Source organism: Klebsiella sp. KTE92 (genome assembly GCF_000398905.1).
Taxonomy (GTDB): domain Bacteria; phylum Pseudomonadota; class Gammaproteobacteria; order Enterobacterales; family Enterobacteriaceae; genus Klebsiella; species Klebsiella variicola.
Genome location: NZ_KB976100.1, coordinates 4,034,578 through 4,060,115, shown reverse-complemented (window position 1 = coordinate 4,060,115; position 25,538 = coordinate 4,034,578). Strand labels below are relative to the sequence as shown.

The following is a 25,538-nucleotide window of genomic DNA, read 5'->3' as shown; positions in this document are numbered from 1 at the left end:
CTCCCTGAGACTATAAGTCTCCTGAAGGAACGTTGAAGACGACGACGTTGATAGGCCGGGTGTGTAAGCGCAGCGATGCGTTGAGCTAACCGGTACTAATGAACCGTGAGGCTTAACCTTACAACGCCGAAGATGTTTTGGCGGATTTGAGAGAAGATTTTCAGCTCTGATACAGATTACTCGATGCGTCCGTGAGACGTGTTGATAAAACAGAATTTGCCTGGCGGCGATAGCGCGGTGGTCCCACCTGACCCCATGCCGAACTCAGAAGTGAAACGCCGTAGCGCCGATGGTAGTGTGGGGTCTCCCCATGTGAGAGTAGGGAACTGCCAGGCATCAAATAAAACGAAAGGCTCAGTCGAAAGACTGAGCTTTTTGTTTTTGCGTTTTAACAAGAACCCCGTCCCGAAAGGTGCGGGGTTTTTTGCTGTGTGGGGTATATCTCCCCGGTGGCGCTGCGCTTACCGGGGCTACGGATTCGCACCCGCCCTGCACGACCTGTAGCCCGGACAAGGTGCGCAGCACCGCCTCCGGGGAAAACCCTGCCATATCCGCCCCATTATCTTCATTCAAAGCAACATAAAACCCCGTCATGGTAATCCCTTCATCATAATCTACTTTTTCCTTGCCCCTGCGCTGGCGTTAATCGCGAAAACCACTCTTACGAAAAAAAATGTGAATACAGTCACATATAACGATATAACAATTATATAACATTTAGTTCACTAACTAATTTGTCTACGTGACGTGGTACGCCCGACAAGACAGATTGCAGTCTTTGCTGGAGCAATATAACAATGACAGAAAGTAGCATTACCGAACGGGGCGCGCCGGATCAGGCCGATACCCGTCGTCGTATTTGGGCAATAGTTGGCGCTTCCTCGGGGAATCTGGTTGAGTGGTTTGATTTTTACGTTTATTCATTCTGCTCGCTCTATTTCGCCCATATCTTTTTTCCATCTGGCAATACCACCACCCAACTGCTGCAGACGGCAGGCGTATTTGCCGCCGGATTCCTGATGCGTCCCATCGGCGGATGGCTGTTTGGTCGAATCGCCGACCGCCGCGGACGTAAAGCCTCTATGCTTATCTCGGTGTGCATGATGTGCTTTGGCTCACTGGTGATTGCCTGTCTGCCGGGTTATGCGGTCATCGGCACCTGGGCCCCGGCGCTGCTGCTGCTGGCGCGTCTGTTCCAGGGGCTGTCTGTTGGCGGAGAATACGGCACCAGTGCGACCTATATGAGTGAAGTCGCGGTGGAAGGTAAGAAAGGCTTCTATGCCTCCTTCCAGTACGTTACGCTGATTGGCGGTCAACTGCTGGCGGTATTAGTGGTTGTCGCGCTCCAGCAGGTGCTCAGCGATGAAGATCTCCATGCCTGGGGATGGCGTATTCCTTTTGCTCTTGGGGCGGTACTGGCTATCGTCGCGCTGTGGCTGCGTCGCCAGCTGGACGAAACCTCAAAGCAGGAGACCCGGGCGCTGAAAGAGGCTGGATCATTTAAAGGGTTGTGGCGCAATCGCCGGGCCTTCGTGATGGTGTTGGGCTTTACCGCCGCCGGATCGCTGACCTTCTACACCTTTACTACCTATATGCAAAAGTATCTGGTCAACACGGCGGGCATGACGGCTAGCACCGCCAGTGTGATCATGACCGCGGCGCTATTCGTTTATATGCTGGTTCAGCCGCTGTTCGGCGCCTTTTCGGATAAAGTTGGCCGTCGCACCTCCATGCTGTGCTTTGGCGTGCTGGCGACGTTATTTACCGTGCCTATTCTCAGTGCTCTGCAGAAGGTGAGCTCACCGTATGCCGCCTTCGGACTGGTGATCTGCGCCTTGCTGATCGTCAGTTTCTATACCTCTATCAGCGGCATCCTGAAAGCAGAGATGTTCCCGGCTCAGGTCCGCGCGCTTGGGGTAGGGCTTTCCTATGCCGTCGCGAACGCGCTGTTCGGCGGCTCTGCGGAGTATGTCGCGCTGTCGCTTAAGTCGGCGGGGATAGAGCACGCGTTCTACTGGTATGTGACGGTGATGGCGGCCATCGCCTTCCTGGTTTCCCTGATGCTGCATCGCAAGGGAAAAGGCCTGCGCCTGTAACGCTTACTGGTGCGCCAGTTGCCACACAGCATAGCCGGTGGTCGCGCCGGCGACATCCCAGGCGAAATCTTTCCAGCTCCAGCCGCTCCCTGCCGGGCGGCTGTCCCAAAGCTCTTTTGACGCGCCAAGACTGATGGAAAACATCAGGCCAATGGCGGCGCTGCGGTCCCGGCTGTAACCCTGATGTTGCGCATACTCATTGCCGGCGGCAGACAGCATCGCCGAGGCCAGAAAATGCTGGGCTTTGTCCTGACCGGACCATGCATCATTTGCCATGTGGCTGCAGCCCGTTAACAGCAGCGATGTCATCACTATTATCGAACGCATAGCGCTTCCAGAAAAAAGCCCCGTCGACGCGGGGCTGATAGTCAGAGAATACGGCTGATCAACCGGTCAATGCGGATCCGTCGCAGGCGGCGGATCAGTTTTCGCACTTTCACCGGATAGTCGGCGATACTTTGCAGATCCCGATAATGTTTCACTACCGTGGTGTGGGTGCGGATGAGCTTCAGCTCTTTTTCCCGCATGGCCCCCAGCTGCCGCTTTGGATCGTGGATCAGAATGGCGTTTTCCAGATCGAGCCGCCAGGCGCGTGGGTTAAGGTTGTTGCCAGTGAGCAGCATCCACTCATCGTCAACCCACATGCCTTTCAGATGGTAGCTGTTATCGTCATCCTTCCACAGGCGAACGATCAGCTGATCGGTATTGACATAATATTGCAGTCGGCTGAGGAAACGCCGCAGGTTGATCTCATACAGATAGGGAAGCGCACCGATAATTTTAAACGGTTGATCTTCCGGAATGTAGAAATCGTTAGCGGTTTTATCGCCGACAATAATCTCCACCTGTTTACCGTCCCGCAGCAGCTGGATGATATTTCTCACCAGTACGGCAGGGAGGTTGAAGTAGGGGGTACAGATCGTCAGCTTGTGCTCGGCACAAGGCATCAGGTGAAAAATAGTTTTGTTCAGCAGGCTGGATTTCCCCAGTCCTACCAGCGGGGTGACGGAGAGTTCTTCGTCACCAGCGGTGCCGACAAAATGGTAGCTGCGGTCGCGGAGCTCCTGACGGTACTGGCGAATGTCGTTTTTGATTTCCGGGCTTTTTGGCCGATCCGGTCTGTCGAGACGATTAACGCCGCGCCCCTGAACCAGATTATTGTCGACCCAGTCGAACATGACGTCCGCCATTTTGCCGTTACGGATGCACTGATAGCGGTCATAACGGTACTTGTCGTGCTGATGCAGATAAACATCGTTCAGGCTGGCGCCGCTGTAGAGGACGCTGTCATCGATAATAAAGCCTTTGAAATGGAGAACGCCGAGCGCCTCCCGGGTATTAATCGGCACGCCGTAAACGGGGATATCCACACCTGGGTTTTCATCGGCCATCCGGCAATACCAGTCGGCATTGGTGTTGGAGGCGGCGGCGCCGATACGACCACGTTGAGCACGGTGCCAGTCTACCAGAACGCGGACATCCAGTTCCGGACGCTGGCGTTTGGCGTCGTAGAGAGCCTGCAAAATTCCTTTTCCGCCATCATCTTGCTCCAGGTAGAGCGCAATAATGCATATACGCTGAGTGGCGTGGGCAATCCGGGTCAGTAACGCTTCCCTGAAATCCGCAGGGGTGTAAAAGAACTCTACATCATCAACTGACTGAGAAAGCTTAGGGAGTTGGGCAAGGTGTTGTTGATGTTTATTACGCTTAAATTTTGACAACATCACAGTGCGTTTCTTCTCTGTTTATTGAAGGGTCTTCTGTACCATGCAGACGACGTAAGCGGGCAATAATACCATTACTACCCGCTAATGTGGTCAACAATTGCGGTCAGCGTGACGCGATTATCCCTGATTCAGGGGCAGCGATAGACTGACAATCCCATCTTCCAGCTGAATATCAACGGTGAATCCCAGCTTTCTGGCCAGGCCGATCATGCCTCTGTTATTCGGCATCGTAATGCCATTAAGGCGTTGCAGGCCATGGCTTTGTGTATAAGCGATCAGCTTTTCCAGCAGCCTTCGCCCCAGGCCTAACCCTTTTAAATCTGAACGGACCAGAACGGCAAACTCGGCGTCAATATTGTCGGGATCGGATATCGCCCGCGTTACGCCGAGAATTTCGCTCTTCTCTGCGGTGGTCCTGACGGCAACAAACGCCATTTCACGATCGTAGTCGATCTGCGTCATATTGGCTAAATCGTCGTGGGTAAATTCGTTGATCTCACTAAAATAGCGATAATAGAGATCTTCTTTGGTGACCTGAGCGATAAACGCGAGCAGCTGCGGCTCATCTTCCGGAAGGATCGGCCGAAACAGGCAGCGATCGCCATTTTTCATTACCACCCACTCCTCCTGCTGTTGCGGATAGGGACGAATCGCAAGGCGGCTTTCACTGTCGCCGTCAAAGGGGGCCAGGCCTAGCGTGACGTCCAGCGCCGTAAACTCGTTGCCGGAGGCGAGCAGGGGATGAATGTCCAGGCGCTGGATCTCCGGGCAGTCGACGATCAGATTCGATACCTGAACCAGCAGCTGGCTCAGGCCCGCGATATCCAGCGGGCGCAATGCGCTGCGACCGCGGATCTTTTTATTTTTGATCGCCTGGATCACCAGATAACGCGCCAGGTTCATATTCAACGGCGGCAGCGCCACCGCGGCCTGATCCTCGGCCCGCCACTCCACGCCGCCTTCGCCCAGCATAATCAACGGGCCGAAGACGGGATCGTGTTCAACCACCACTCTCAGCTCCTGGGCGCCGGCGCGATTAGCCATACTCTGCACCAGCAGACCATGGATGCGCGCCTGGGGCCAGGCCAGTCTGACGCGATCGATCATCGCATCTGCCGCCTGCTGCACCTCGGCGGCGGTACGCAGATAGAGCATGACCCCCTGTACTTCCGATTTGTGCGGGATATCCGGAGAACGCAGCTTCAGCGCGACCGGATAGCCTATCTGCTCAGCGATATGCACTGCTTCTGCGCTGTCAGCGGCAATCCATGTCGGCAGAGTATGGATGCCATAGGCCCGGAGCACCGGGCTGACCTCATGGGTATCCAGCGTGGTGGCGCCGTCATCTATCGCTTGCTGCAGCAGAGCATGCGCTTCGCTGGTATTGGCGGTTAACGAATCCGGTAGCACCGGCGTCTCGCGCAGTTGTTTCTGGTTGCGACGGTATTCCACCATATGCATAAAAGCGGTGATCGTGCCCTCTGGCGTACGGTAGGTTGGGAGGCCGGCATCGCTGAATAAACGTCGCGCTTCCTGCGAGGAAAATTCGCCGCACCAGTTGGTCAGCACGGTGACATATTTACCGCGCGGATGATGCTTCAGGGCATCAATCAGGGCCAGCGCACTCTCCGTGCCCGGCGCGGCCGCGCTGGGCGAGTGGATCACCAGCAGCGCGTCATAGTCCTGACTGTTGAGCAAAATATTCACGGCCTGCTGATAATGTTCGCTGCTGGCATCATCGCGCAGATCTAATGGGTTGGCGATCTCGACGCCAACCGGCAACGCCTGGTGCAGGGCGTCGCGGGTCTCCTCGCTGAGGACCGCCAGTTTGCCATTCCGCAGCCAGAGTTCATCCAGCGCCAGCGCCGCCGGAGCCGCGCCATTGCTGACGATCATCAGCTTTTCACCGCGTAGCGGGCGCATATGGCTGAGCGTTTCCACGGCGGAGAACAGCTCATGGGTGTCCTGCACCCGCAGCAGGCCAGCACGCTGTATGGCTGCATCCCATGCCGGATCCATCCCGGAGTTGACGTGCAACAGCTTTTGCGCCGCGGGGCTACGGCCGCTTTTAATCACCAGGATAGGCTTGTTTCGCGAAGCGCTGCGCGCAGCGGAGACAAATCGGCGCGCATCGCTTAGATGCTCGAGGTAAAGCAAAATGGCGCTGGTCTTGCTGTCGCGGGCCAGAAAGTCCAGCAGGTCATCGACATCAATGTCCAGGCTATCGCCCAGCGCGATGAAGTAGGAAAACCCCATCTCGCGCTGCTGCGCCCAGTCAAGGATGGTATTAGAGACGGCGGCCGACTGCGAGATAAAGGCCAGTTTACCGCGATGGATCGCGACCGGCGAGAAGCTGGCGTTCAGGCCTTGCCACGGCGCCAGCAGTCCCAGGCTGTTCGGGCCGAGCAGGCGCATCTGATAGCGCGCGGCGCATTCGAGCAGCGCCGGATACTGTTCCGGCTGCGAAGAGAGAATGATGCAGGTTTTACACCCTTTCTGCCCTAAGGCTTCGAGCAATTCGATATTACGCCGGGCGTTAGTACAGAGCACCGCCAGATCCGGCGTAAACGGCAGGCTCTCAATCGTGGGCCATGCCAGCACCCCGAGCACCGCCTTCCAGGCGGGGGTCACCGGCAGTACCGGGCCATTGAAACCGCCGGCTAACAGGTTGCGCATCATGAGATAGCCAGCGCGCTGCGGCTTCATTGATGCGCCAATAACGGCGATGGACTTTGGTCGCAGCAGTGCTTCCAGGCCTCGTTGGCTCATACCGGTCTCCTTTCATCCCAGTGACCGAATGATTTTAAACGTTTTCCACCTGGTCCGCTGTGATACTGCCCTTATGCTGGGTTTTTCCCGCCAGATAGCGGGTCCGGAAGCGGGTGAAGTGCTCGCCAAGCGCAGCGGCGGCCGGGGCATCGCCCGCCAGATCCAGCAGGGCGATGGCTACTTCCGCGGTACAGTATTGTCCGTCGGCGTGCGCCTCGCGCAGATGATAGGCAGAGATGCGTGACAGATCGACGGAGATTATCGGTAGCGCGTCAAGATAAGGGCTCTTGCGGAACATTTTGCGCGCTTCGGTCCAGGTGCCGTCGAGCATAATAAATAGCGGCGGCTTGCCGGACGGCGGCGCGCTCAGGATCTGGCGCTCCGGCCCGGCATAGGAGGCAGGGAAAACCACCATCGGTTGATAATCAGGATGCGCGACCAGATCGAGCAGCGCCTGCGGCGGCTCGGTTCTCGACCATTGAAAAGCCTCGGTATCAGGCAGAATATCGGCGATGAGCCGGCCGGTGTTGCTGGGCTTCATCGGTTCTGTATCAAACATCACCAGGCAGAAGCGGCTGGTGGCCTGCGCTGGCACTAATGTTGCGCACAGGCACTGCTTGAGCGGCAGCAGGCAGCGCTGACAGCGGCGGATGCGGTTGCCGCGAGCAAGGAAAGGCCGGGTAGCACGCGCGAGGCGTTCAGCGCGCAGGCGAAGGACTGCGTTTTCAATCATGGGAGTCGCTAGAGAAAAACGCTATTGTCGCAGAGGTGAAAACGGGGCACAAGCGGTGCCCCGGAAGGATTACTGTTGGCCGGCTTCGTTCAGCCAGCTATCAAATGGCGCTTTTGGCACCGCGCCATTGAGCATGTCGATCACTTCGCCATTTTTGAACATCATAATGGTCGGGATGCTGCGGATACGAAACCGGGCGCTAAGCTCACGTTCCGCTTCGGTGTTGACTTTCACAAAACGCATCTTCCCGCTACGCTCTTCCGCGACATCTTCAAAGATCGGCGCGAAGCTACGGCAGGGGCCGCACCATGGCGCCCAGAAATCGACAACGACCGGCAGATCGTCCTTTAAGAGTTTATCCAGCGTTGCCCCGGTCGCGTTGATGACGTCGCCGTCAAAAAGATCGTGACCGCAGCGTCCGCACTTTGCGCCATCCGCGCTACGATCGTCCGGGAGGCGGTTCAGAGCCTGACAACTGGCACAAACGGTATTCATAACTAACCTCTGGTTATGGGTTGCAACGTGGCACGTGGCCGATATGTTTCTGTGATGTTACATATTATCGATTAAGTGTTATTTAAGGACAATGCGTTTTGTTCGATGAGTGCAATAGAGGCCGGCTTTTAAACGAAATCATGGCGAAGCGATGACACATCGGGTAATCTGCGCGCTTCGCGCAGCGCAGGTGGAGAAAATTGATGAGCGACGAACTGAAAAATAAAAGCGGCAAGGTCAAAGTGATGTATGTCCGCAGTGATGATGATTCTGACAAACGCACCCATAACCCACGTACCGGGAAAGGGGGAGGTCGTCCAGGAAAATCTCGTGTTGACGGCCGCAGCCGCCCTGCGCGTGACGAACGAAACAGCCGCGGCGACGATCGCAAACGTGACGACCGTAAGCGTGACGATCGCAAGCGCGATGATTTTCATCGTGACGATGCGTCTCCGTGGCGTACCGTTTCCCGTGCTCCTGGCGATGAGACGCCGGTAAAAGAAGATCACGGCGGGATCAGCGGGAAGAGCTTTATCGATCCGGAAGTGCTGCGTCGTCAGCGTGCGGAAGAGACCCGCGTGTATGGCGAAAACGCCTGCCAGGCGCTGTTCCAGAGCCGTCCGGAAGCTATCGTTCGCGCCTGGTTTATTCAGAGCGTCACGCCCCGCTTTAAAGAGGCGCTGCGCTGGATGGCGGCCAACCGTAAAGCCTATCATGTGGTGGACGAAGCCGAGCTGGCGAAAGCTTCCGGCACCGAGCACCACGGCGGGGTCTGCTTCCTGATCAAAAAACGCCACGGCACCTCTGTTGCCCAGTGGGTCGCGAAGGCGGCAGAAGAAGATTGCGTTCTGGCGCTGGAAGACGTGGGTAACCCGCACAACCTCGGGGCGATCATGCGCAGCTGCGCGCACTTCGGCGTGAAGGGCGTGGTGGTTCAGGATGCTGGCGTGCTGGAGTCCGGGGCGGCGATCCGTACGGCGGAGGGCGGGGCGGAGCATGTTGAACCGATCACCGGCGACAGCTTTATCGATACCCTGGATCAGTTCCGCAAAGCGGGCTACGCGATTGTCTCAACGTCCAGCCATAATGGTACGCCGCTGTTTAAAGCCGAGCTGCCGAAGAAAATGGTGCTGGTGTTAGGCCAGGAGCGTGATGGTCTGTCCGATGCGGCGATTTCCAGCTCCGATCTCAGCGTTGCCATCAACGGTACCGGCAATGTCGAAAGCCTGAACGTCTCTGTGGCGACCGGCGTCCTGCTGGCAGAATGGTGGCGTCAGAACAAGGCGTAATTCGCCTGCCTGAATGCGAAAAAGCCAGCTGATGCTGGCTTTTTTATGGCTGTCGATCACTCGCTTTCGGCGGGGAGGACCGGCATCCAGTCGATCGGCGCTTCGCCGCGGTCAGCCAGCCACTGGTTGGTCTGTACGAAATGGTTGCTGCCAAAGAAGCCGCGATGCGCAGAGAGCGGCGATGGGTGCGGCGCCTTCAGCACGCAGTGGCGCTGACGATCGATAATCGCGCCTTTCTTCTGCGCATGAGAACCCCACAGCAGGAATACCACCCCCTCGCAATGCTCATTGATTAACGCGATAACCTTATCGGTAAAGGTCTCCCAGCCGAGGCTGGCGTGCGAGTGCGCCTGCCCGGCGCGGACGGTCAGGACCGTATTAAGCAGAAGTACGCCCTGACGCGCCCAGCTTTCGAGATAACCGTGAGTGGGGCGAGTAAAACCGGGGATCGTGGCCTCCAGCTCTTTGTACATGTTCAAGAGCGAGGGCGGGATCGCGACGCCCGGGCGAACCGAGAATGCCAGACCATGGGCCTGACCCGGGCCGTGATAGGGATCCTGGCCGAGAATGACGACTTTGACGTCGCCCAGCTCGGTAAAGCGAAACGCATTGAAGACGTCTTTTTGCGGTGGGTAGATGGTGATCCCGGACTGGCGCTCTTCGGCGACGGTCTTCAGTGTATTGAGAAAATAGGGTTGTTGCTTTTCATCCGCCAGCACGTCATGCCAGGTTAAAGAGGTGGTCATCTTGCTCTCCTGCAAAGGGTCATCGCTATAGCTTAACGGCTTCTTTCTACAGAACAAAATCGGCACGGCTTGATGTGGGCTTTTATGCAAAAAAAATTGAAAATTTACAAAATTATTTATGAGACCCCATGGCCTAACTTGATGTAAAACAATAAAATCCCCCTATACCCACTTTGTGTGAGTGGTTTTTATTGATTTATATCAAGGAATGCCGAGGGTGCGGCTGATATATATACACTCATACAACAATGGTTTTACCAATTGGCCGCGAAGAGGCCAAAATCGAATAAACACTGCCTGGGAGGCATCAAATGATTACTGGTATCCAAATTACTAAAGCGGCAAACGACGACCTGCTGAACTCTTTCTGGCTGCTGGACAGCGAAAAAGGCGAAGCGCGCTGCCTGTGTGCCAAAGGTGGTTTTGCGGAAGACGACGTGGTGGCGGTGAGCAAACTGGGTGAAATCGAATACCGTGAAATTCCGGTAGACGTGAAACCAGAAGTTCGCGTGGAAGGCGGTCAGCACCTGAACGTGAACGTGCTGCGTCGCGAAACTCTGCTGGACGCGGTTGAGCACCCGGAAAAATACCCGCAGCTGACCATTCGTGTTTCCGGCTATGCGGTACGCTTCAACTCCCTGACTCCGGAACAGCAGCGCGACGTTATCGCCCGTACCTTTACCGAAAGCCTGTAAGGCTGAAGCCAGATGTGAAAACGCCGGGATGTCCCGGCGTTTTTTTTACTCTTCAGTGGACGTTGATGGCGTCCCGGCCGCGCTTGGCTTACGGCGCTTACCGATATTTTTGGTGTCGCGGTGGCGTTTCTTCACCCGCGGTTTCTCTTTTTCTTTCTCTTTTTTCTCGGCGCGCTTCGCCAATACTTTCTTCGACGGTTTACCGGTTAACTTCTCGCTCGGCGCGCGGGTTTTCGGTCGCAATTCATCAATCACGCGGGCTTTCAGCGGTTCTTCAACGTAGCGGCCGATCTTGCCCAGCAGCAGGTGGTCATGCGCTTCAACCAGCGAAATGGCGATGCCTTTTTTACCGGCGCGGCCGGTACGACCGATACGGTGCAAATAGATATCGGCGGTGCGCGGCATGTCGAAGTTAAACACGTGGCTGACATCCGGGATATCAATACCGCGTGCGGCGACGTCGGTGGCGATCAGCACGTTCACGCGACCATCGGTCAGGCGTTTAATCGCTTCGTTGCGCTTAATCTGCACCATCTCGCCCTCCAGCCAGCAGGTGTTAATCCCTGCTTCGTGCAGCTTAGCGGCGAGTTCGTGAACGCGCTCGCGCTTACGCACGAAGACGATGGAGCGGGTTGCTTCCGGCTGCTTCAGCAAATGAATCAGCAGCGCGGTTTTATGCTCGATATCGTCGGCGCGATAGTACCACTGATGAATTTTTTTACGTTCGCGGGTCGATGGGGTAGCGGAGACTTCAACCGGCTCTTCCAGCAGGCGTTCGGCAAAATCTTTGATCGCATCGCCTTCCAGCGTGGCGGAGAACAGCATGGTCTGCTTGCGCCAGCGGGTTTCACCGGCGATGGTTTCGATATCCTGAGCAAAGCCCATGTCCAGCATGCGGTCGGCTTCATCGAGGATCAGGGTCTCGACGGCGCGGCAGTCAAAGTTCTCTTCTTTAATATACTGCAGCAGGCGACCGGTGGTAGCGACCACGATATCCTGGTTTTCGCTGAACACTTCCGCGTGGTTCATGTACGCTACGCCGCCGGTAATGGTGGCGATATCCAGATGGGTATGCTTCGCCAGCTCGCGGGCGTGGTCAGCCACCTGCATCGCCAGCTCGCGGGTCGGCGTCAGGATAAGAATGCGCGGCGGCCCGGATTTCTTACGCGGGAAATCGAGCAGGTGCTGCAACGCTGGCAGCAGATACGCCGCCGTTTTACCGGTGCCGGTCGGCGCTGAACCGAGAATGTCACGGCCATCAAGCGCAGGCGGAATAGCGGCGGCCTGAATGGCTGTCGGGCGAGTGAAACCTTTATCCTGGAGGGCTTCCAGCAGGTTTTCGTCGAGTTCAAGTTCGGAAAAAGTCGTTACAGTCATGTTCTACCTCTGAGTGGGCCGCCGATTATAGACGTTACTGACGTAATGTTCATCTGTTTGTAAGGCTATCTGTTCTCCGGTATTGTGCATAGCCTTACGTTCAGGAGTTTTGTCGGCAAGGTTATTGAGGATGTCTCAGTCGAAGTTTGCGCTGCCGCGCAATGGTTTTACCTTCAAACAGTTCTTTGTCGCCCACGATCGTTGCGCGATGAAGGTGGGCACTGATGGCATTTTGCTTGGCGCCTGGGCGCCGATTGCCGGGGTGAAGCATGTGCTGGATATTGGGGCGGGCAGCGGCCTGCTGGCGCTAATGCTCGCCCAGCGTACCGGTCACGATGTGCAAGTCGATGCGGTCGAACTGGACGAGGAGGCAGCCGCTCAGGCGCGGGAAAATGCCCTCGCGTCACCGTGGTCTTCGCGCATAGAAATCTGCCAGGCCGATATCCATCAGTGGCAGCCGTCGCAAACCCGACGCTATGAACTGATAATCAGTAACCCGCCTTTTTTTGCCGAAGGCGTGCCATGCGCTACCTCGCAGCGGGAGCAGGCGCGGTATACCACGACGCTCGATCACGCCTCCCTGCTGACCTGTGCCGCAGAGCATATCACCGAAGAAGGTTTTTTTTGCGTGGTGCTGCCGGTGGATATCGGTAATGCGTTTATCGAGCGGGCAACGGCGATGGGGTGGCATTTGCGACTGCGCACTGACGTGGCGGAGACCGAACTGCGGCCGCCGCACCGGGTGCTGCTGGCGTTCTCCCCGACGGCAGGAGAGTGTTTCTGCGACAGACTGGCGATCCGCGGGCCAGAGCAGCAGTACTCTGAAGGGTTTACTGCTCTGACCGGGGATTTTTATCTCTTTATGTGAGCCAGGGGCGACAGTATCGACGGGCCGCTGTTCGGCAGCGGCTGCGGATAGTCGAGGGTATAGTGCAGCCCGCGGCTCTCCTTACGTAACATCGCGCAGCGTACGATAAGCTCCGCCACCTGCACCAGATTGCGCAGCTCCAGCAGATTATTCGAGACGCGGAAGCGGGCGTAATACTCATCCAGCTCCTGCTGGAGCATAGTAATGCGCCGCAGGGCGCGCTCCAGTCTGCGCGTCGTGCGCACAATGCCGACATAATCCCACATCAGCAGGCGCAGCTCGTGCCAGTTATGCTGGATAACCACCAGTTCATCCGGGATCTCCACCTGACTTTCATCCCACGCCGGCAGGGTGGTGACCTTCTGGGCCAGCGGCAGGCGCCGGGCGATATCCTCCGCGGCGGACCAGCCGTAGACCAGACACTCCAGCAGCGAGTTCGAGGCCATGCGGTTGGCGCCGTGCAGCCCGGTATAGCTGACTTCGCCGATGGCGTATAAGCCATCGACGTCAGTACGGCCATTATCATCCACCATCACGCCGCCGCAGGTGTAATGTGCGGCGGGGACGACCGGCACCGGATCTTTGGTTAAATCAATTCCCAGACCGAGCAGCTTTTCGTAAATCATCGGGAAGTGCTGGCGAACAAACGCCTCGGGTTTATGGCTGATATCAAGGAACATACAGTCAACGCCCAGGCGCTTCATTTCATGGTCGATGGCGCGGGCGACGATATCGCGCGGGGCCAGCTCGCCGCGCTCGTCAAAGTCCGGCATAAAGCGGGTGCCGTCCGGGCGTTTAAGGTGGGCGCCTTCGCCGCGCAGCGCTTCAGTAAGCAGGAAATTGCGTGCCTGTGGATGATACAGCGCGGTGGGGTGGAACTGGTTGAATTCGAGATTCGCTACCCGGCAGCCCGCCCGCCAGGCCATCGCAATGCCGTCTCCGGAAGAGACGTCAGGGTTAGTGGTATATTGATAAACCTTGGCGGCCCCGCCGGTCGCAAGCACCACCGCCTTCGCGCTGCAGGTTTCTACCCGCTCTTTATTGCGGTTCCAGATCCAGGCCCCGACCACCCGGCGCGTGCCCGGCAGGCCAATCTTGTCCGAGACAATCAAATCAACGGCATTGCTGCGCTCAATGATGCGGATATTCGGATGAGCAAGGGCTTTATCGACCAGCGTTGTCTCTACCGCTTTGCCGGTAGCGTCGGCGGCGTGAAGAATGCGTCGATGGCTGTGCCCCCCTTCGCGAGTGAGATGGTAGCTCTCTTCTCCATTGGCCTGGACCTGGGTGTCAAACAGCACGCCCTGATCGATAAGCCATTGTACGCACGGTCTGGCGTTGCTGGCGACGAAGGTGACCGCATGGCGATCGCAGAGTCCCGCGCCGGCGATCAGCGTATCTTCAACATGGGATTCGATACTGTCCGTCTCATCGAAGACGGCGGCAATCCCGCCCTGCGCATAGAACGTCGAACCTTCGCTGATCGGCCCTTTACTCAGCACCGTCACCGAACTGTGCTCCGCCAGGCGCAGCGCGAGGGAGAGACCGGCAGCGCCGCTGCCGATAATCAACACATCACAAGAGAAGTCAGGAGTGGTATTCATCGTCTTTGTTTAATTTACTAAACACATTTAGCTCACAATAGCACCAGCGCGTGAGGAATCGTACATATTTTTTTGCCTGGTGTTGTGACGGCTAAACAGAAGGGGCCGGGAAAAGGGGCGTTGTGCGGTAAAAAAGAGAAGTGGAGCAGGTTGTTAGCATTGGATTTTATAGTGAAATAAACACTGTGTTACGATACCCTTCAGTCGGGCCTGCGCTTTTTCTTATTGACTAACCTGTTGTTTAGCAACCTGGGCATATAATGATTGATAACGATCTGCCGCCGTTGCCAGACAAAAAACAAAAGCGTAACGGAACTTTATTGTTTTCATGCACTCCAACAGTCAGCTTGCTCATAATGCAGATTTTGGGTGGTGTTTTGAAGACGCATGGGAATTGGGTTTGGGGAGACATTACCTCGGATGAGCGAGCAGTTAACGGATCAGGTCCTTGTTGAACGGGTCCAGAAAGGAGATCAGAAAGCGTTTAATTTGCTGGTGGTGCGCTATCAGCATAAGGTCGCGAGTCTGGTTTCCCGCTATGTACCGCCGGGCGATATCGCTGACGTTGTTCAGGAATCGTTCGTTAAGGCATGGCGTGCGCTGGACTCTTTCCGGGGAGATAGCGCTTTTTACACCTGGTTATACCGTATCGCCGTCAACACGGCGAAGAATTATCTGGTTGCTCAGGGACGCCGTCCGCCGTCCAGCGATGTTGACGCCAACGAGGCGGAAAACTTCGAAAGCGGCGGGGCGTTGAAAGAAATTTCGAACCCTGAGAACTTAATGTTGTCAGAAGAACTGAGACAAATAGTTTTTCGTACCATTGAATCGCTCCCGGAAGATTTACGCATGGCAATTACGTTACGGGAGCTGGATGGCCTGAGCTATGAAGAGATAGCCGCTATCATGGATTGTCCGGTTGGGACGGTGCGTTCGCGTATCTTCCGGGCGCGAGAAGCTATTGATAATAAAGTTCAACCGCTTATCAGGCGTTGACGATAGCGGAATACTGGAAAAGGGTATCAGGCATGCAGAAAGAACAACTTTCGGCTTTAATGGATGGTGAAACGCTGGATAAAGAACTGCTCAACGAGCTGAGCCGTTCCTCTGAGATGCAAAAAACCTGGGAGAGCTATCACCTCATTCGCGATACGCTGCGTGGCGATACCGCAGAGGTGCTGCAATTCGATATCTCCGCCCGGGTGATGGCCGCCATTGAAAATGAGCCCGTTCGTCAGACGGCGCCGCTTATTCCTGAATCTCAGCCCGCACCCCACCAGTGGCGGCAGATGCCGTTCTGGAACAAAGTGCGTCCATGGGCCAGCTCACTCACCCAAATGGGCGTTGCCGCCTGCGTATCGCTTGCGGTTATCGTCGGCGTCCAGCACTATAATGGGCAATCTGATGCGACTCAGCAGCCAGAGGCGCCAGTGTTCAATACCCTGCCGATGATGGGTAAAGCGAGCCCGGTAAGCCTTGGCGTGCCGGCTGACGCATCAGCGGGTAGCGGCCAGCAGGCGCAAGTCCAGGAACAGCGCCGCCGGATTAACGCCATGTTGCAGGACTATGAACTGCAGCGCCGCCTGCACGCTGAGCAGCTGCAGTTTGGCCAGGCCCAGACTCAGCAGGCAGCAGTCCAGGTGCCGGGTTATCAAACTTTAGGAACGCAATCGCAGTAATGAAGCAACTTTGGTGTGCCATGTCGCTCATGGCAGGCAGCCTGTTGTTCTCTGTCAACGCCTCGGCTGATACATCGTCCGGGGCGTTGTTGCAGCAGATGAACCTGGCCAGCCAGTCCCTCAATTATGAGCTGTCTTTCGTCAGCATCAATAAACAAGGCGTTGAGTCGCTGCGCTATCGTCATGCGCGACTGAACAATCAACCGCTGGCGCAACTGCTGCAGCTGGACGGCCCGCGCCGGGAAGTGGTCCTGCGCGGCACGGAAATCAGCTATTTTGAACCCGGTCTCGATCCTTTCACCCTCAACGGCGACTACATCGTCGATTCGCTGCCATCGTTGGTTTATAGCGATTTCAAACGCCTCTCCGCTGCGTATGATTTTATCTCCGTTGGCCGTACTCGTATCGCTGATCGCCTCTGCGACGTGATCCGCGTCGTAGCTCGCGACGGTACGCGCTATAGCTTTATCGCCTGGCTGGACGCCGAGACCAAACTGCCTCTGCGCGTCGATTTGCTCGACCGCGACGGTGAAACGCTGGAGCAGTTCCGGGTTGTCTCCTTCAACGTTGGCGATAACGTCAGCGCCAGCATGGAGACGCTGGCAAAAGCGAATCTACCGCCGCAGCTGTCCGTCCCTGAAGGGGGCGACAAAGCCAACTTCAACTGGGCGCCAACATGGCTTCCCCAGGGGATGGCTGAAGTTTCCAGCAGTCAGCGCCGTCTGCCCACTTTTGACGGTCCAGTCGAATCACGTCTCTATTCCGACGGCTTGTTCAGCTTCTCGATCAATATCAACCGCGCCACGGCGGCCAGCAGCGACCAGCTGTTGCGCACCGGCCGACGTACCGTCAGCACGACGGTACGCGATAATGCGGAGATCACCGTGGTGGGCGAACTGCCGCCGCAGACGGCGAAGCGTATCTCTGACAGTATTAAATTCAAGGCAGTACAATGATTAAAGAGTGGGCCACCGTGGTTTCCTGGCATAACGGCGTGGCGCAGGTGCACTGCGACGTTAAAGCCTCCTGCAGCAGCTGCGCTTCCCGTGCCGGCTGCGGTAGCCGGGTGTTAAACAAGCTGGGGCCGCAGACCAGCCATACCATTAGCGTGCCCTGCGAGCAGCCATTGGCCGCGGGGCAAAAAGTGGAGCTGGGGATCGCTGAAAGTAGCCTGCTGGGCTCAGCGCTGCTCGTCTATATGGCGCCGCTGGTGGGGCTGTTTGTGATGGCGTCCATTTTCCAGGTGCTGTTTGCCAGCGATATCGCGTCACTTTGCGGCGCGCTGCTGGGCGGCGTCGGCGGCTTCCTGGTGGCGCGCGGTCTGTCGCCGCAGCTGGCTGCTCGCCAGTCATGGCAGCCGGTGATTTTAAGCGTCGGTTTGCCGCCGGATCTGCTGCGTGTTGATACGCCCTCCTCTGAAATGGGGCAGTGATTTCACTGCCCCTCATCTTTATTTACTCTTCCTGTAACAACGCCACAATTTCTGCCGTTATGCTGGATCTAACAGCATTTCCTGGTTTCACGGATGTAGTGTAGAATGCGGCGTTTTCGGATTAAAAAACGTCAGGCACAGTACAGCGGCCTCATGATACTCGTAAGGCATAATTAACTCTAAATATGAAGAATATACGTAACTTTTCGATCATCGCTCACATCGACCACGGTAAGTCGACGCTGTCTGACCGTATCATCCAGATTTGCGGTGGCCTTTCTGATCGCGAAATGGCGGCCCAGGTTCTGGACTCCATGGACCTTGAACGTGAGCGCGGGATTACCATCAAGGCGCAGAGCGTCACCCTGGACTATAAAGCCAGCGATGGTGAAACTTATCAGCTCAACTTTATCGACACCCCGGGCCACGTTGACTTCTCCTATGAAGTATCGCGCTCCCTGGCGGCGTGCGAAGGCGCGCTGCTGGTGGTTGACGCCGGACAGGGCGTAGAAGCCCAGACCCTGGCGAACTGCTATACCGCCATGGAAATGGACCTCGAAGTCGTTCCGGTGCTCAACAAGATCGACCTGCCTGCGGCCGATCCGGAGCGCGTAGCGGACGAGATTGAAGATATCGTCGGTATCGATGCTCACGACGCGGTTCGCTGCTCGGCGAAAACCGGCGTTGGCGTGCCGGACGTGCTGGAACGTCTGGTGCGCGATATTCCGCCGCCGGAAGGCGATCCGGACGCGCCGCTGCAGGCGCTGATCATCGACTCCTGGTTCGATAACTACTTAGGCGTCGTGTCCCTGGTGCGTATTAAAAACGGCACCATGCGCAAGGGCGATAAAATTAAAGTGATGAGCACCGGCCAGGTCTATAACGCCGACCGTCTGGGCATCTTCACCCCGAAACAGGTCGACCGTACCGAGCTGAAATGCGGCGAGGTAGGCTGGCTGGTCTGCGCGATCAAAGACATCCTCGGCGCGCCGGTGGGCGATACCCTGACCGCGGCGCGTAATCCAGCGGATAAAGCGCTGCCGGGCTTCAAAAAAGTGAAGCCGCAGGTCTATGCCGGTCTGTTCCCGGTGAGCTCTGATGACTATGAAAACTTCCGTGATGCGCTGGGTAAACTGAGTCTGAACGATGCTTCTTTGTTCTATGAGCCGGAAAGCTCAACGGCGCTGGGCTTCGGCTTCCGCTGCGGCTTCCTCGGCCTGTTGCACATGGAAATCATTCAGGAGCGTCTGGAGCGTGAGTACGATCTTGACCTGATTACCACGGCGCCGACGGTAGTCTATGAAGTGGAAACGACCTCCAAAGAAGTTATCTACGTCGATAGCCCGTCCAAGCTGCCGCCGCTGAATAATATTCAGGAGCTGCGTGAGCCTATCGCCGAGTGTCACATGCTATTGCCGCAGGAGTTCCTCGGCAACGTGATCACCCTGTGTATCGAGAAGCGTGGTGTGCAGACCAACATGGTTTACCACGGTAAACAGGTGGCGCTGACCTACGAAATCCCGATGGCGGAAGTGGTTCTCGACTTCTTCGACCGTCTGAAGTCTACCTCCCGTGGCTATGCGTCGCTGGATTATAACTTCAAACGCTTCCAGGCCTCGAACATGGTGCGCGTTGACGTGCTGATCAACGGCGAGCGTGTCGATGCGCTGGCGCTGATCACCCACAACGACAACGCCCCTTATCGTGGTCGCGAACTGGTCGAGAAGATGAAAGAGCTGATCCCGCGTCAGCAGTTCGATATCGCCATTCAGGCGGCTATCGGCAACCACATCATCGCGCGCTCTACTGTGAAACAGCTGCGTAAAAACGTCCTGGCGAAATGCTACGGCGGCGACGTCAGCCGTAAGAAAAAGCTGCTGCAGAAGCAGAAAGAAGGTAAGAAGCGTATGAAGCAGGTCGGTAACGTTGAACTGCCGCAGGAAGCGTTCCTCGCCATTCTGCACGTTGGTAAAGACGGCAAATAATTAAGGAGTTGGCATGGCGAACATGTTTGCCCTGATTTTGGTCATTGCGACCCTTGTGACAGGGCTGTTGTGGTGTCTGGATAAGTTCATCTTCGCACCAAAACGTCGTGAGCGTCAGGCCGCTGCTCAGGCAGCGACCGGCGAGCAACTGGACAAGAAAACGCTGAAGAAAGTGGGCCCGAAACCGGGCTGGCTGGAAACTGGCGCCTCGGTCTTCCCGGTGCTGGCGATTGTGCTGATTGTGCGTTCGTTTATCTATGAACCTTTCCAGATCCCGTCAGGTTCGATGATGCCGACCCTGCTGATTGGCGATTTCATCCTGGTGGAGAAATTCGCTTACGGCATTAAAGATCCGATCTACCAGAAAACGCTGATCGAAACGGGTCATCCAAAGCGCGGCGACATCGTGGTGTTTAAATATCCGGAAGATCCGCGTCTCGACTACATTAAGCGCGCGGTGGGATTACCGGGCGATAAAGTCACCTACGATCCGGTTGCCAAGCAGGTCACTATTCAGCCGGGCTGCAGCTCCGGACAGGCCTGCGGCAACGCGCTGCCGGTGACCTATTCCAATGTTGAGCCGAGCGATTTCGTTCAGACCTTCTCCCGCAGCAACGGCGGCGAAGCGTCCAGCGGTTTCTGGCAGTTGCCGAAGGGCGAAACCAAAGCTGACGGCATTCGTCTGACCGAGCGTCAGGAGACGCTGGGCGACGTCACGCACCGTATTCTGATGGTGCCGATTGCCCAGGATCAGGTTGGGATGTACTACCATCAGTCCGGCCTGCCGCTGGCCACCTGGATTGTACCGCCCGGTCAGTATTTTATGATGGGTGACAACCGGGATAACAGCGCCGACAGCCGCTACTGGGGCTTTGTGCCGGAAGCGAACCTGGTCGGAAAAGCGACCGCTATCTGGATGAGTTTTGAAAAACAGGAAGGTGAATGGCCGACCGGCGTGCGGTTATCGCGCATTGGTGGAATTCATTAATTTCCCCTGTTGAATTCACGTCGCTGCGATAACCGCAGCGACGTGAATTATTTAATATTTAAATCCATTCAAACTAACGACATCACGTGTCGTTGCGTATAGAATATCCCCCCGAAGTTTTTGGTTGTCGCTCTGCCGGGTGACACTGCACACGAAAGCGTATTGGACTGTTTCAACTTGCTGTATGAAGCGTATGCTCAGGTCGGTTTCGTGTGCTGCATCTTTGACGCATTCATTTATTGGTAACGCATGAACCCCATCGTAATTAATCGGCTTCAACGAAAGCTGGGCTACACTTTTCATCATCAGGAGCTGTTGCAACAGGCATTAACTCACCGCAGTGCCAGCAGCAAACATAATGAGCGCCTGGAGTTTTTAGGTGACTCCATTTTAAGTTTTGTGATCGCGAATGCGCTCTATCATCGTTTTCCTCGCGTAGACGAAGGCGATATGAGCCGCATGCGCGCGACGCTGGTGCGTGGCAACACGCTGGCGGAGATCGCTCGCGAGTTTGAACTGGGCGAGTGTCTGCGCCTCGGGCCGGGCGAACTGAAAAGCGGCGGTTTCCGTCGCGAATCCATTCTCGCGGACACCGTTGAAGCGTTAATTGGCGGGGTTTTCCTCGACAGCGATATTCAGAACGTTGAACGCTTAATCCTCTCCTGGTACCAGACCCGTCTGGACGAAATCAGTCCGGGCGATAAGCAAAAGGATCCGAAGACGCGTCTGCAGGAGTATCTGCAGGGACGTCATCTGCCGCTGCCGTCCTACCTGGTGGTCCAGGTGCGTGGCGAAGCGCACGATCAGGAATTTACTATCCACTGCCAGGTCAGTGGCCTGAGTGAACCGGTGGTTGGCACAGGTTCCAGCCGTCGCAAGGCGGAGCAGGCTGCCGCCGAACAGGCGCTGAAAAAACTGGAGCTGGAATGAGCGAAGAAAAAAGTTATTGCGGATTTGTCGCCATCGTTGGTCGTCCAAACGTTGGCAAATCCACGCTGTTGAATAAGCTGCTTGGGCAGAAGATTTCGATCACTTCCCGAAAAGCGCAAACGACGCGTCACCGCATCGTCGGTATCCATACCGAAGGGCCGTATCAGGCGATTTACGTCGATACCCCGGGCCTGCATATGGAAGAGAAGCGTGCTATTAACCGCTTAATGAACAAAGCGGCCAGCAGCTCAATTGGCGATGTTGAACTGGTCATTTTCGTGGTGGAAGGCACTCGCTGGACGCAAGACGACGAGATGGTGCTCAACAAGCTGCGTGACGCGAAAGCGCCAGTGATCCTCGCGGTCAATAAGGTGGATAACGTGCAGGACAAAGCGGAGCTATTGCCGCACCTGCAGTTCCTCGCCAGCCAGATGAACTTCCTCGACATTGTGCCGATCTCTGCGGAAACCGGCACCAACGTCGATACTATCGCGGCGATCGTGCGTAAGCATCTGCCGGAAGCGATCCATCACTTCCCGGAAGATTATATTACCGATCGTTCCCAGCGCTTTATGGCCTCCGAGATCATCCGTGAAAAACTGATGCGTTTTCTCGGTGCTGAGCTGCCGTACTCCGTCACTGTGGAAATCGAACGTTTCGTAACCAATGAGCGCGGCGGCTACGATATCAACGGCCTGATCCTCGTCGAGCGCGAAGGGCAGAAGAAGATGGTGATTGGCAATAAAGGCGCCAAAATTAAAACCATCGGTATCGAAGCGCGTAAGGACATGCAGGACATGTTTGAAGCGCCGGTACACCTCGAGCTGTGGGTCAAAGTGAAATCCGGCTGGGCCGATGACGAGCGCGCCCTGCGCAGTCTCGGTTACGTTGACGACCTCTGAGTTAACGCAACGTGGATGGATGGCAGCGCGCCTTTGTCCTGCATAGCCGACCGTGGAGCGAAACCAGCCTGATGCTGGACGTCTTCACGGAAGAATCGGGTCGTGTGCGCCTGGTGGCCAAAGGCGCACGCTCCAAACGCTCTAATCTCAAAGGCGCTTTACAGCCCTTTACCCCCTTACTGGTTCGCTTCGGCGGCCGCGGCGAAGTCAAAACCCTGCGCAGCGCGGAAGCCGTCTCGCTGGCGCTGCCGCTCAGTGGTATCACGCTCTACAGCGGTCTCTATGTGAACGAGCTTATCTCCCGCGTGCTGGAGCACGAAACACGCTTCTCCGAACTCTTTTTTGACTATCTGCACTGCATTCAGGCGCTTGCCGGAACCAGCGGCTCGCCGGAGCCCGCGTTGCGGCGTTTTGAGCTGGCGCTGCTCGGGCACCTGGGCTATGGCGTGGATTTTCTTCACTGCGCGGGCAGCGGTGAGCCGGTGGATGACACCATGACCTATCGCTATCGCGAAGAAAAGGGCTTTATTGCCAGCCTGGTGATTGATAACAACACGTTTACCGGGCACCATTTGAAAGCGTTGGCGAGTCGCGAATTTCCAGATGTTGATACGCTGCGCGCCGCGAAGCGCTTTACCCGTATCGCCCTGAAGCCCTATCTTGGCGGCAAACCGCTTAAGAGTCGGGAATTGTTTCGCCAGTTTATGCCCTCGCGAAAGGCGCGGGCGGATAATACGAATAATGATTAACGAGGATTGTCATGGCTGAATTACTGTTAGGGGTCAATATTGACCATATCGCGACCTTGCGTAACGCGCGCGGCACCGCCTATCCGGATCCGGTTCAGGCAGCGTTCATTGCCGAGCAGGCCGGCGCTGACGGCATCACCGTGCATCTGCGCGAAGACCGTCGCCATATTACCGATCGCGATGTGCGTATCCTGCGCGAGACGCTGCACACCCGGATGAATCTTGAAATGGCGGTCACCGAAGAGATGCTGACGATCGCCTGCGAAACCAAACCACACTTCTGCTGCCTGGTGCCGGAGAAACGTCAGGAAGTCACTACCGAAGGCGGACTGGACGTGGCCGGGCAGCGCGACAAGATGCGCGATGCCTGCCAACGTCTGGCGGATGCCGGTATCCTGGTCTCTCTGTTTATCGATGCGGATAACGAGCAGATCAAAGCGGCGGCAGACGTTGGCGCGCCCTATATCGAAATTCACACCGGCTGCTATGCCGATGCCAAAACCGATGCTGAGCAGGCGAAGGAGCTGGAACGTATTGCCAAAGCGGCCACCTATGCCGCCAGCCTTGGCCTGAAGGTGAATGCCGGCCACGGTCTGACCTATCACAACGTGAAAGCGATTGCCGCGCTGCCGGAAATGCATGAGCTGAATATCGGCCATGCGATTATCGGTCGCGCAGTGATGAGTGGCCTGAAAGAGGCTGTCGCGGAAATGAAGCGTCTGATGCTGGAAGCGCGCGGCTAATGGCCATTCTCGGGCTGGGTACCGACATCGTCGAGATCGCCCGCATCGAAGCGGTGATCGCCCGCAGCGGCGATCGCCTTGCCCGCCGGGTGCTGAGCGACCATGAATGGAGCATCTGGGAGCAGCATCAGCAGCCGGTGCGTTTCCTGGCGAAACGCTTTGCGGTCAAGGAAGCGGCGGCGAAAGCGCTGGGAACCGGGATCCGTAACGGACTGGCGTTTAATCAGTTCGAGGTATACAACGACGAGCTGGGCAAGCCGAAGCTGCGGCTATGGGGCGAAGCAAAGCTTTTGGCGGAACGAATGGGGGTAAGGGCTATTCATGTCACCCTCGCCGATGAACGCCACTACGCCTGCGCCACGGTGATTGTCGAAAGCTAGCCAGGATGGCGGTTAAATTTTATCCGCGTGGTGCATCAGCACGAATTTATCCCAAAGCTGTTCTTCACTCTCGACGTGTGCCGGATCTTTCAGGATCGTATTCGGGATCGGGCACACTTTCTGGCAGGTTGGCGTGTCGTAATGACCCACGCACTCGGTGCAGCGGTCGCTGTTAATTTCATAAATGCTATCACCCATCGAAATGGCCTCATTCGGGCACTCCGGTTCGCACATATCGCAGTTGATGCATTTTTTGGTAATTAACAGCGCCATCAGGAAAGTCTCAGAAACAACACAAACAGGGCGGGCATTATACGCCCATTTTCTGCTCAGACCAGCTTTTTCACCAGCGCTTCGCTATGGCGAATGCGCTCCGGCGCCCGCTCCAGATCCTGCTGCACCAGCCCCATAAACAGCAGGTCGGTGAGCATCATTTGCGCGCTGGTGGAGGAGATGGCCGCGCTGCGCGTCGCCTGCTCTTCGGCAATGGTATACAGGCAGTGGGTTGCCTGCTGCTGCAGGGCGTTAGGGCTAAAGCCGGTGATCGCCAGGATCTTGCAGCCCACGCGCAGCGCTTCACCTGCCGCCATATTGATCTCCCGGCGCTCACCGGAGTAAGAGATCGCCAGCAGCAGATCGTCGCTGGACATGGCCTGCACTGTCGCCAGCAGGGCGTGCATATCCTGCTCAGAAACCGCGTTGATGCCGATCTTCATCAGCTTCCAGCTAAAGTTACGCGCCACCAGACCGGACGCGCCGATGCCGGTGACGATCACCCGCCGGGCGTTGCGCAGCAGCGTGACGGCTTCCCGCAGCGTCTCTTCAGTATTGACGTCCAGCGAGGCATGCATGGCGGCGACATTGTCTTTAATGAGTTTCTCGCCGACCAGACGCAGCGGGTCGTCACCGCGAATGTGGTTATGTACCGGAACCGAGTGCGGATCCGGGCTGCTGGCCAGCGCTTCACTCAGCGCCAGCTTCAGCGCCGGAAAGCCTTTGAACCCCAGTTTCTGGGCAAATTTAACCACGCTGGACTGACTCACGCCGGCTTCCGCCGCCAGCTGCTGCGAGCTGAGGTGCCGGGTCTCATCGGGCTGGCTCAGAATATAATCGGCCAACTTTTTGTCGCTCGCCGCCAGGGTGGGATAGCGCTGACGAATACGCGTTAAACAGTTCATTGGAGCTCCGCTGGAGCCGTCCGGCTCGTGACTGACAGAATTTTTATTCGATTATAAGGGGTATACCACGAATTAAAAATTCTTGAGCCACAATTTTTCCTTCGCCTGCTAATTTAATTGTTCCTTAACGGCAGGGGATGTTTTCCCTCTTCGCGGCGTAAGGCTGTTAAGCT

The 25,538-nt window shown here is 56.5% G+C and carries 26 protein-coding genes and 1 rRNA gene; 17 read left to right on the top strand and 10 right to left on the bottom strand.

Translation table 11 applies throughout. The annotated features are described in order from the left end of the window. The first annotated feature begins 219 nt into the window (after positions 1-219). Together rrf and A1WC_RS06540 are read left to right on the top strand one after the other, a co-directional pair. Positions 220-335 (top strand): 5S ribosomal RNA (gene rrf, locus A1WC_RS06530). A 462-nt stretch (positions 336-797) separates the two neighbouring features. Continuing rightward, complete coding sequence (locus A1WC_RS06540; protein ID WP_012540846.1) at positions 798-2,096, top strand: MFS transporter; 1,299 nt, start codon at positions 798-800, stop codon at positions 2,094-2,096. A gap of 3 nt (positions 2,097-2,099) precedes the next feature. On the opposite strand, the gene A1WC_RS06545 is transcribed toward A1WC_RS06540, so the two are convergent. The 5 genes from A1WC_RS06545 to trxC form a co-directional block, all read right to left on the bottom strand. Beyond that, positions 2,100-2,423, bottom strand: coding sequence for a YfiM family lipoprotein (locus A1WC_RS06545; protein ID WP_008803753.1), 324 nt, complete (start codon positions 2,421-2,423; stop codon positions 2,100-2,102). 41 nt (positions 2,424-2,464) lie between these two features. Then, positions 2,465-3,820, bottom strand: a complete 1,356-nt coding sequence (pssA, locus tag A1WC_RS06550; protein ID WP_016161651.1) for a CDP-diacylglycerol--serine O-phosphatidyltransferase — start codon at positions 3,818-3,820, stop codon at positions 2,465-2,467. A gap of 120 nt (positions 3,821-3,940) precedes the next feature. Then, positions 3,941-6,592, bottom strand: coding sequence for a bifunctional acetate--CoA ligase family protein/GNAT family N-acetyltransferase (locus tag A1WC_RS06555; protein WP_016161650.1), 2,652 nt, complete (start codon positions 6,590-6,592; stop codon positions 3,941-3,943). Positions 6,593-6,626: 34 nt separating this feature from the next. Next, a complete protein-coding gene (tapT, locus tag A1WC_RS06560) occupies positions 6,627-7,325 on the bottom strand; it encodes a tRNA-uridine aminocarboxypropyltransferase (protein ID WP_012540848.1) in 699 nt (232 codons plus the stop codon). Between the two features lie 69 nt (positions 7,326-7,394). Next, the gene (gene trxC / locus A1WC_RS06565) at positions 7,395-7,820 is read right to left on the bottom strand and encodes a thioredoxin TrxC (protein ID WP_002914091.1); all 426 of its coding nucleotides are present in this window, start codon (positions 7,818-7,820) and stop codon (positions 7,395-7,397) included. A 203-nt stretch (positions 7,821-8,023) separates the two neighbouring features. Between trxC and A1WC_RS06570 the strand changes: the two genes are divergently transcribed. Next, entirely contained in the window at positions 8,024-9,109 is a 1,086-nt protein-coding gene (locus A1WC_RS06570) for a tRNA/rRNA methyltransferase (protein WP_016161649.1), read from the top strand. Between the two features lie 56 nt (positions 9,110-9,165). Here A1WC_RS06570 and ung read toward each other — a convergent pair whose 3' ends face one another. After that, positions 9,166-9,855, bottom strand: a complete 690-nt coding sequence (gene ung / locus A1WC_RS06575) for a uracil-DNA glycosylase (RefSeq protein ID WP_012540850.1) — start codon at positions 9,853-9,855, stop codon at positions 9,166-9,168. A gap of 311 nt (positions 9,856-10,166) precedes the next feature. Between ung and grcA the strand changes: the two genes are divergently transcribed. After that, entirely contained in the window at positions 10,167-10,550 is a 384-nt protein-coding gene (gene grcA / locus A1WC_RS06580; protein WP_002914084.1) for an autonomous glycyl radical cofactor GrcA, read from the top strand. Between the two features lie 45 nt (positions 10,551-10,595). On the opposite strand, the gene srmB is transcribed toward grcA, so the two are convergent. Further along, entirely contained in the window at positions 10,596-11,927 is a 1,332-nt protein-coding gene (srmB, locus tag A1WC_RS06585) for an ATP-dependent RNA helicase SrmB (RefSeq protein WP_012540851.1), read from the bottom strand. Between the two features lie 130 nt (positions 11,928-12,057). Here srmB and trmN point away from each other — a divergent pair, with 130 nt between their 5' ends. Then, positions 12,058-12,795 carry a tRNA(1)(Val) (adenine(37)-N(6))-methyltransferase TrmN gene (gene trmN, locus A1WC_RS06590; RefSeq protein WP_016161648.1) on the top strand — a complete coding sequence of 246 codons (738 nt, stop codon included), beginning with the start codon at positions 12,058-12,060 and terminating at the stop codon, positions 12,793-12,795. Here the strand turns inward: trmN and nadB are convergent. Further along, entirely contained in the window at positions 12,780-14,399 is a 1,620-nt protein-coding gene (gene nadB, locus A1WC_RS06595) for an L-aspartate oxidase (protein ID WP_008803761.1), read from the bottom strand. The genes trmN and nadB overlap by 16 nt on opposite strands. A 328-nt stretch (positions 14,400-14,727) precedes the next feature. On the opposite strand from nadB, the gene rseD reads away from it, so the two are divergent. From rseD to acpS, 12 genes are all read left to right on the top strand, one after another. After that, positions 14,728-14,823, top strand: a complete 96-nt coding sequence (gene rseD / locus A1WC_RS28570) for a rpoE leader peptide RseD (protein WP_121980491.1) — start codon at positions 14,728-14,730, stop codon at positions 14,821-14,823. After that, on the top strand, positions 14,820-15,395 hold the full coding sequence (gene rpoE / locus A1WC_RS06600) for an RNA polymerase sigma factor RpoE (protein WP_002914074.1): 576 nt from the start codon (positions 14,820-14,822) through the stop codon (positions 15,393-15,395). The genes rseD and rpoE overlap by 4 nt, the downstream gene beginning before the upstream one ends. Positions 15,396-15,427: 32 nt before the next feature. After that, positions 15,428-16,078 (top strand): anti-sigma-E factor RseA, encoded by a 651-nt coding sequence (gene rseA, locus A1WC_RS06605; RefSeq protein WP_008803762.1) that lies wholly within the window; start codon positions 15,428-15,430, stop codon positions 16,076-16,078. Further along, complete coding sequence (rseB, locus tag A1WC_RS06610) at positions 16,078-17,034, top strand: sigma-E factor regulatory protein RseB (protein WP_012540854.1); 957 nt, start codon at positions 16,078-16,080, stop codon at positions 17,032-17,034. Before rseA ends, rseB begins: the two co-directional genes overlap by 1 nt. Beyond that, positions 17,031-17,510, top strand: a complete 480-nt coding sequence (gene rseC / locus A1WC_RS06615; RefSeq protein ID WP_008803764.1) for a SoxR-reducing system protein RseC — start codon at positions 17,031-17,033, stop codon at positions 17,508-17,510. The genes rseB and rseC overlap by 4 nt, the downstream gene beginning before the upstream one ends. Positions 17,511-17,695: 185 nt before the next feature. Continuing rightward, on the top strand, positions 17,696-19,495 hold the full coding sequence (gene lepA, locus A1WC_RS06620; protein ID WP_008803765.1) for a translation elongation factor 4: 1,800 nt from the start codon (positions 17,696-17,698) through the stop codon (positions 19,493-19,495). Positions 19,496-19,508: 13 nt separating this feature from the next. Beyond that, complete coding sequence (gene lepB / locus A1WC_RS06625) at positions 19,509-20,483, top strand: signal peptidase I (RefSeq protein ID WP_008803766.1); 975 nt, start codon at positions 19,509-19,511, stop codon at positions 20,481-20,483. A gap of 249 nt (positions 20,484-20,732) precedes the next feature. After that, positions 20,733-21,413 carry a ribonuclease III gene (gene rnc, locus A1WC_RS06630; RefSeq protein WP_002914065.1) on the top strand — a complete coding sequence of 227 codons (681 nt, stop codon included), beginning with the start codon at positions 20,733-20,735 and terminating at the stop codon, positions 21,411-21,413. After that, the gene (gene era / locus A1WC_RS06635; protein WP_008803768.1) at positions 21,410-22,315 is read left to right on the top strand and encodes a GTPase Era; all 906 of its coding nucleotides are present in this window, start codon (positions 21,410-21,412) and stop codon (positions 22,313-22,315) included. The genes rnc and era overlap by 4 nt, the downstream gene beginning before the upstream one ends. 11 nt (positions 22,316-22,326) lie before the next feature. After that, positions 22,327-23,064: a DNA repair protein RecO gene (gene recO, locus A1WC_RS06640; protein ID WP_016161647.1), complete on the top strand. Its 738-nt coding sequence runs from the start codon at positions 22,327-22,329 to the stop codon at positions 23,062-23,064. An 11-nt stretch (positions 23,065-23,075) separates the two neighbouring features. After that, entirely contained in the window at positions 23,076-23,807 is a 732-nt protein-coding gene (pdxJ, locus tag A1WC_RS06645; RefSeq protein ID WP_016161646.1) for a pyridoxine 5'-phosphate synthase, read from the top strand. Further along, a complete protein-coding gene (gene acpS, locus A1WC_RS06650; RefSeq protein WP_008803771.1) occupies positions 23,807-24,187 on the top strand; it encodes a holo-ACP synthase in 381 nt (126 codons plus the stop codon). Before pdxJ ends, acpS begins: the two co-directional genes overlap by 1 nt. Before the next feature lie 12 nt (positions 24,188-24,199). Here the strand turns inward: acpS and A1WC_RS06655 are convergent, their stop codons facing one another. Both A1WC_RS06655 and A1WC_RS06660 read right to left on the bottom strand, forming a co-directional pair. Then, entirely contained in the window at positions 24,200-24,460 is a 261-nt protein-coding gene (locus A1WC_RS06655; RefSeq protein WP_004144350.1) for a YfhL family 4Fe-4S dicluster ferredoxin, read from the bottom strand. A 56-nt stretch (positions 24,461-24,516) separates the two neighbouring features. Beyond that, a complete protein-coding gene (locus A1WC_RS06660) occupies positions 24,517-25,365 on the bottom strand; it encodes a MurR/RpiR family transcriptional regulator (RefSeq protein ID WP_004144349.1) in 849 nt (282 codons plus the stop codon). Positions 25,366-25,538: the final 173 nt, after the last annotated feature.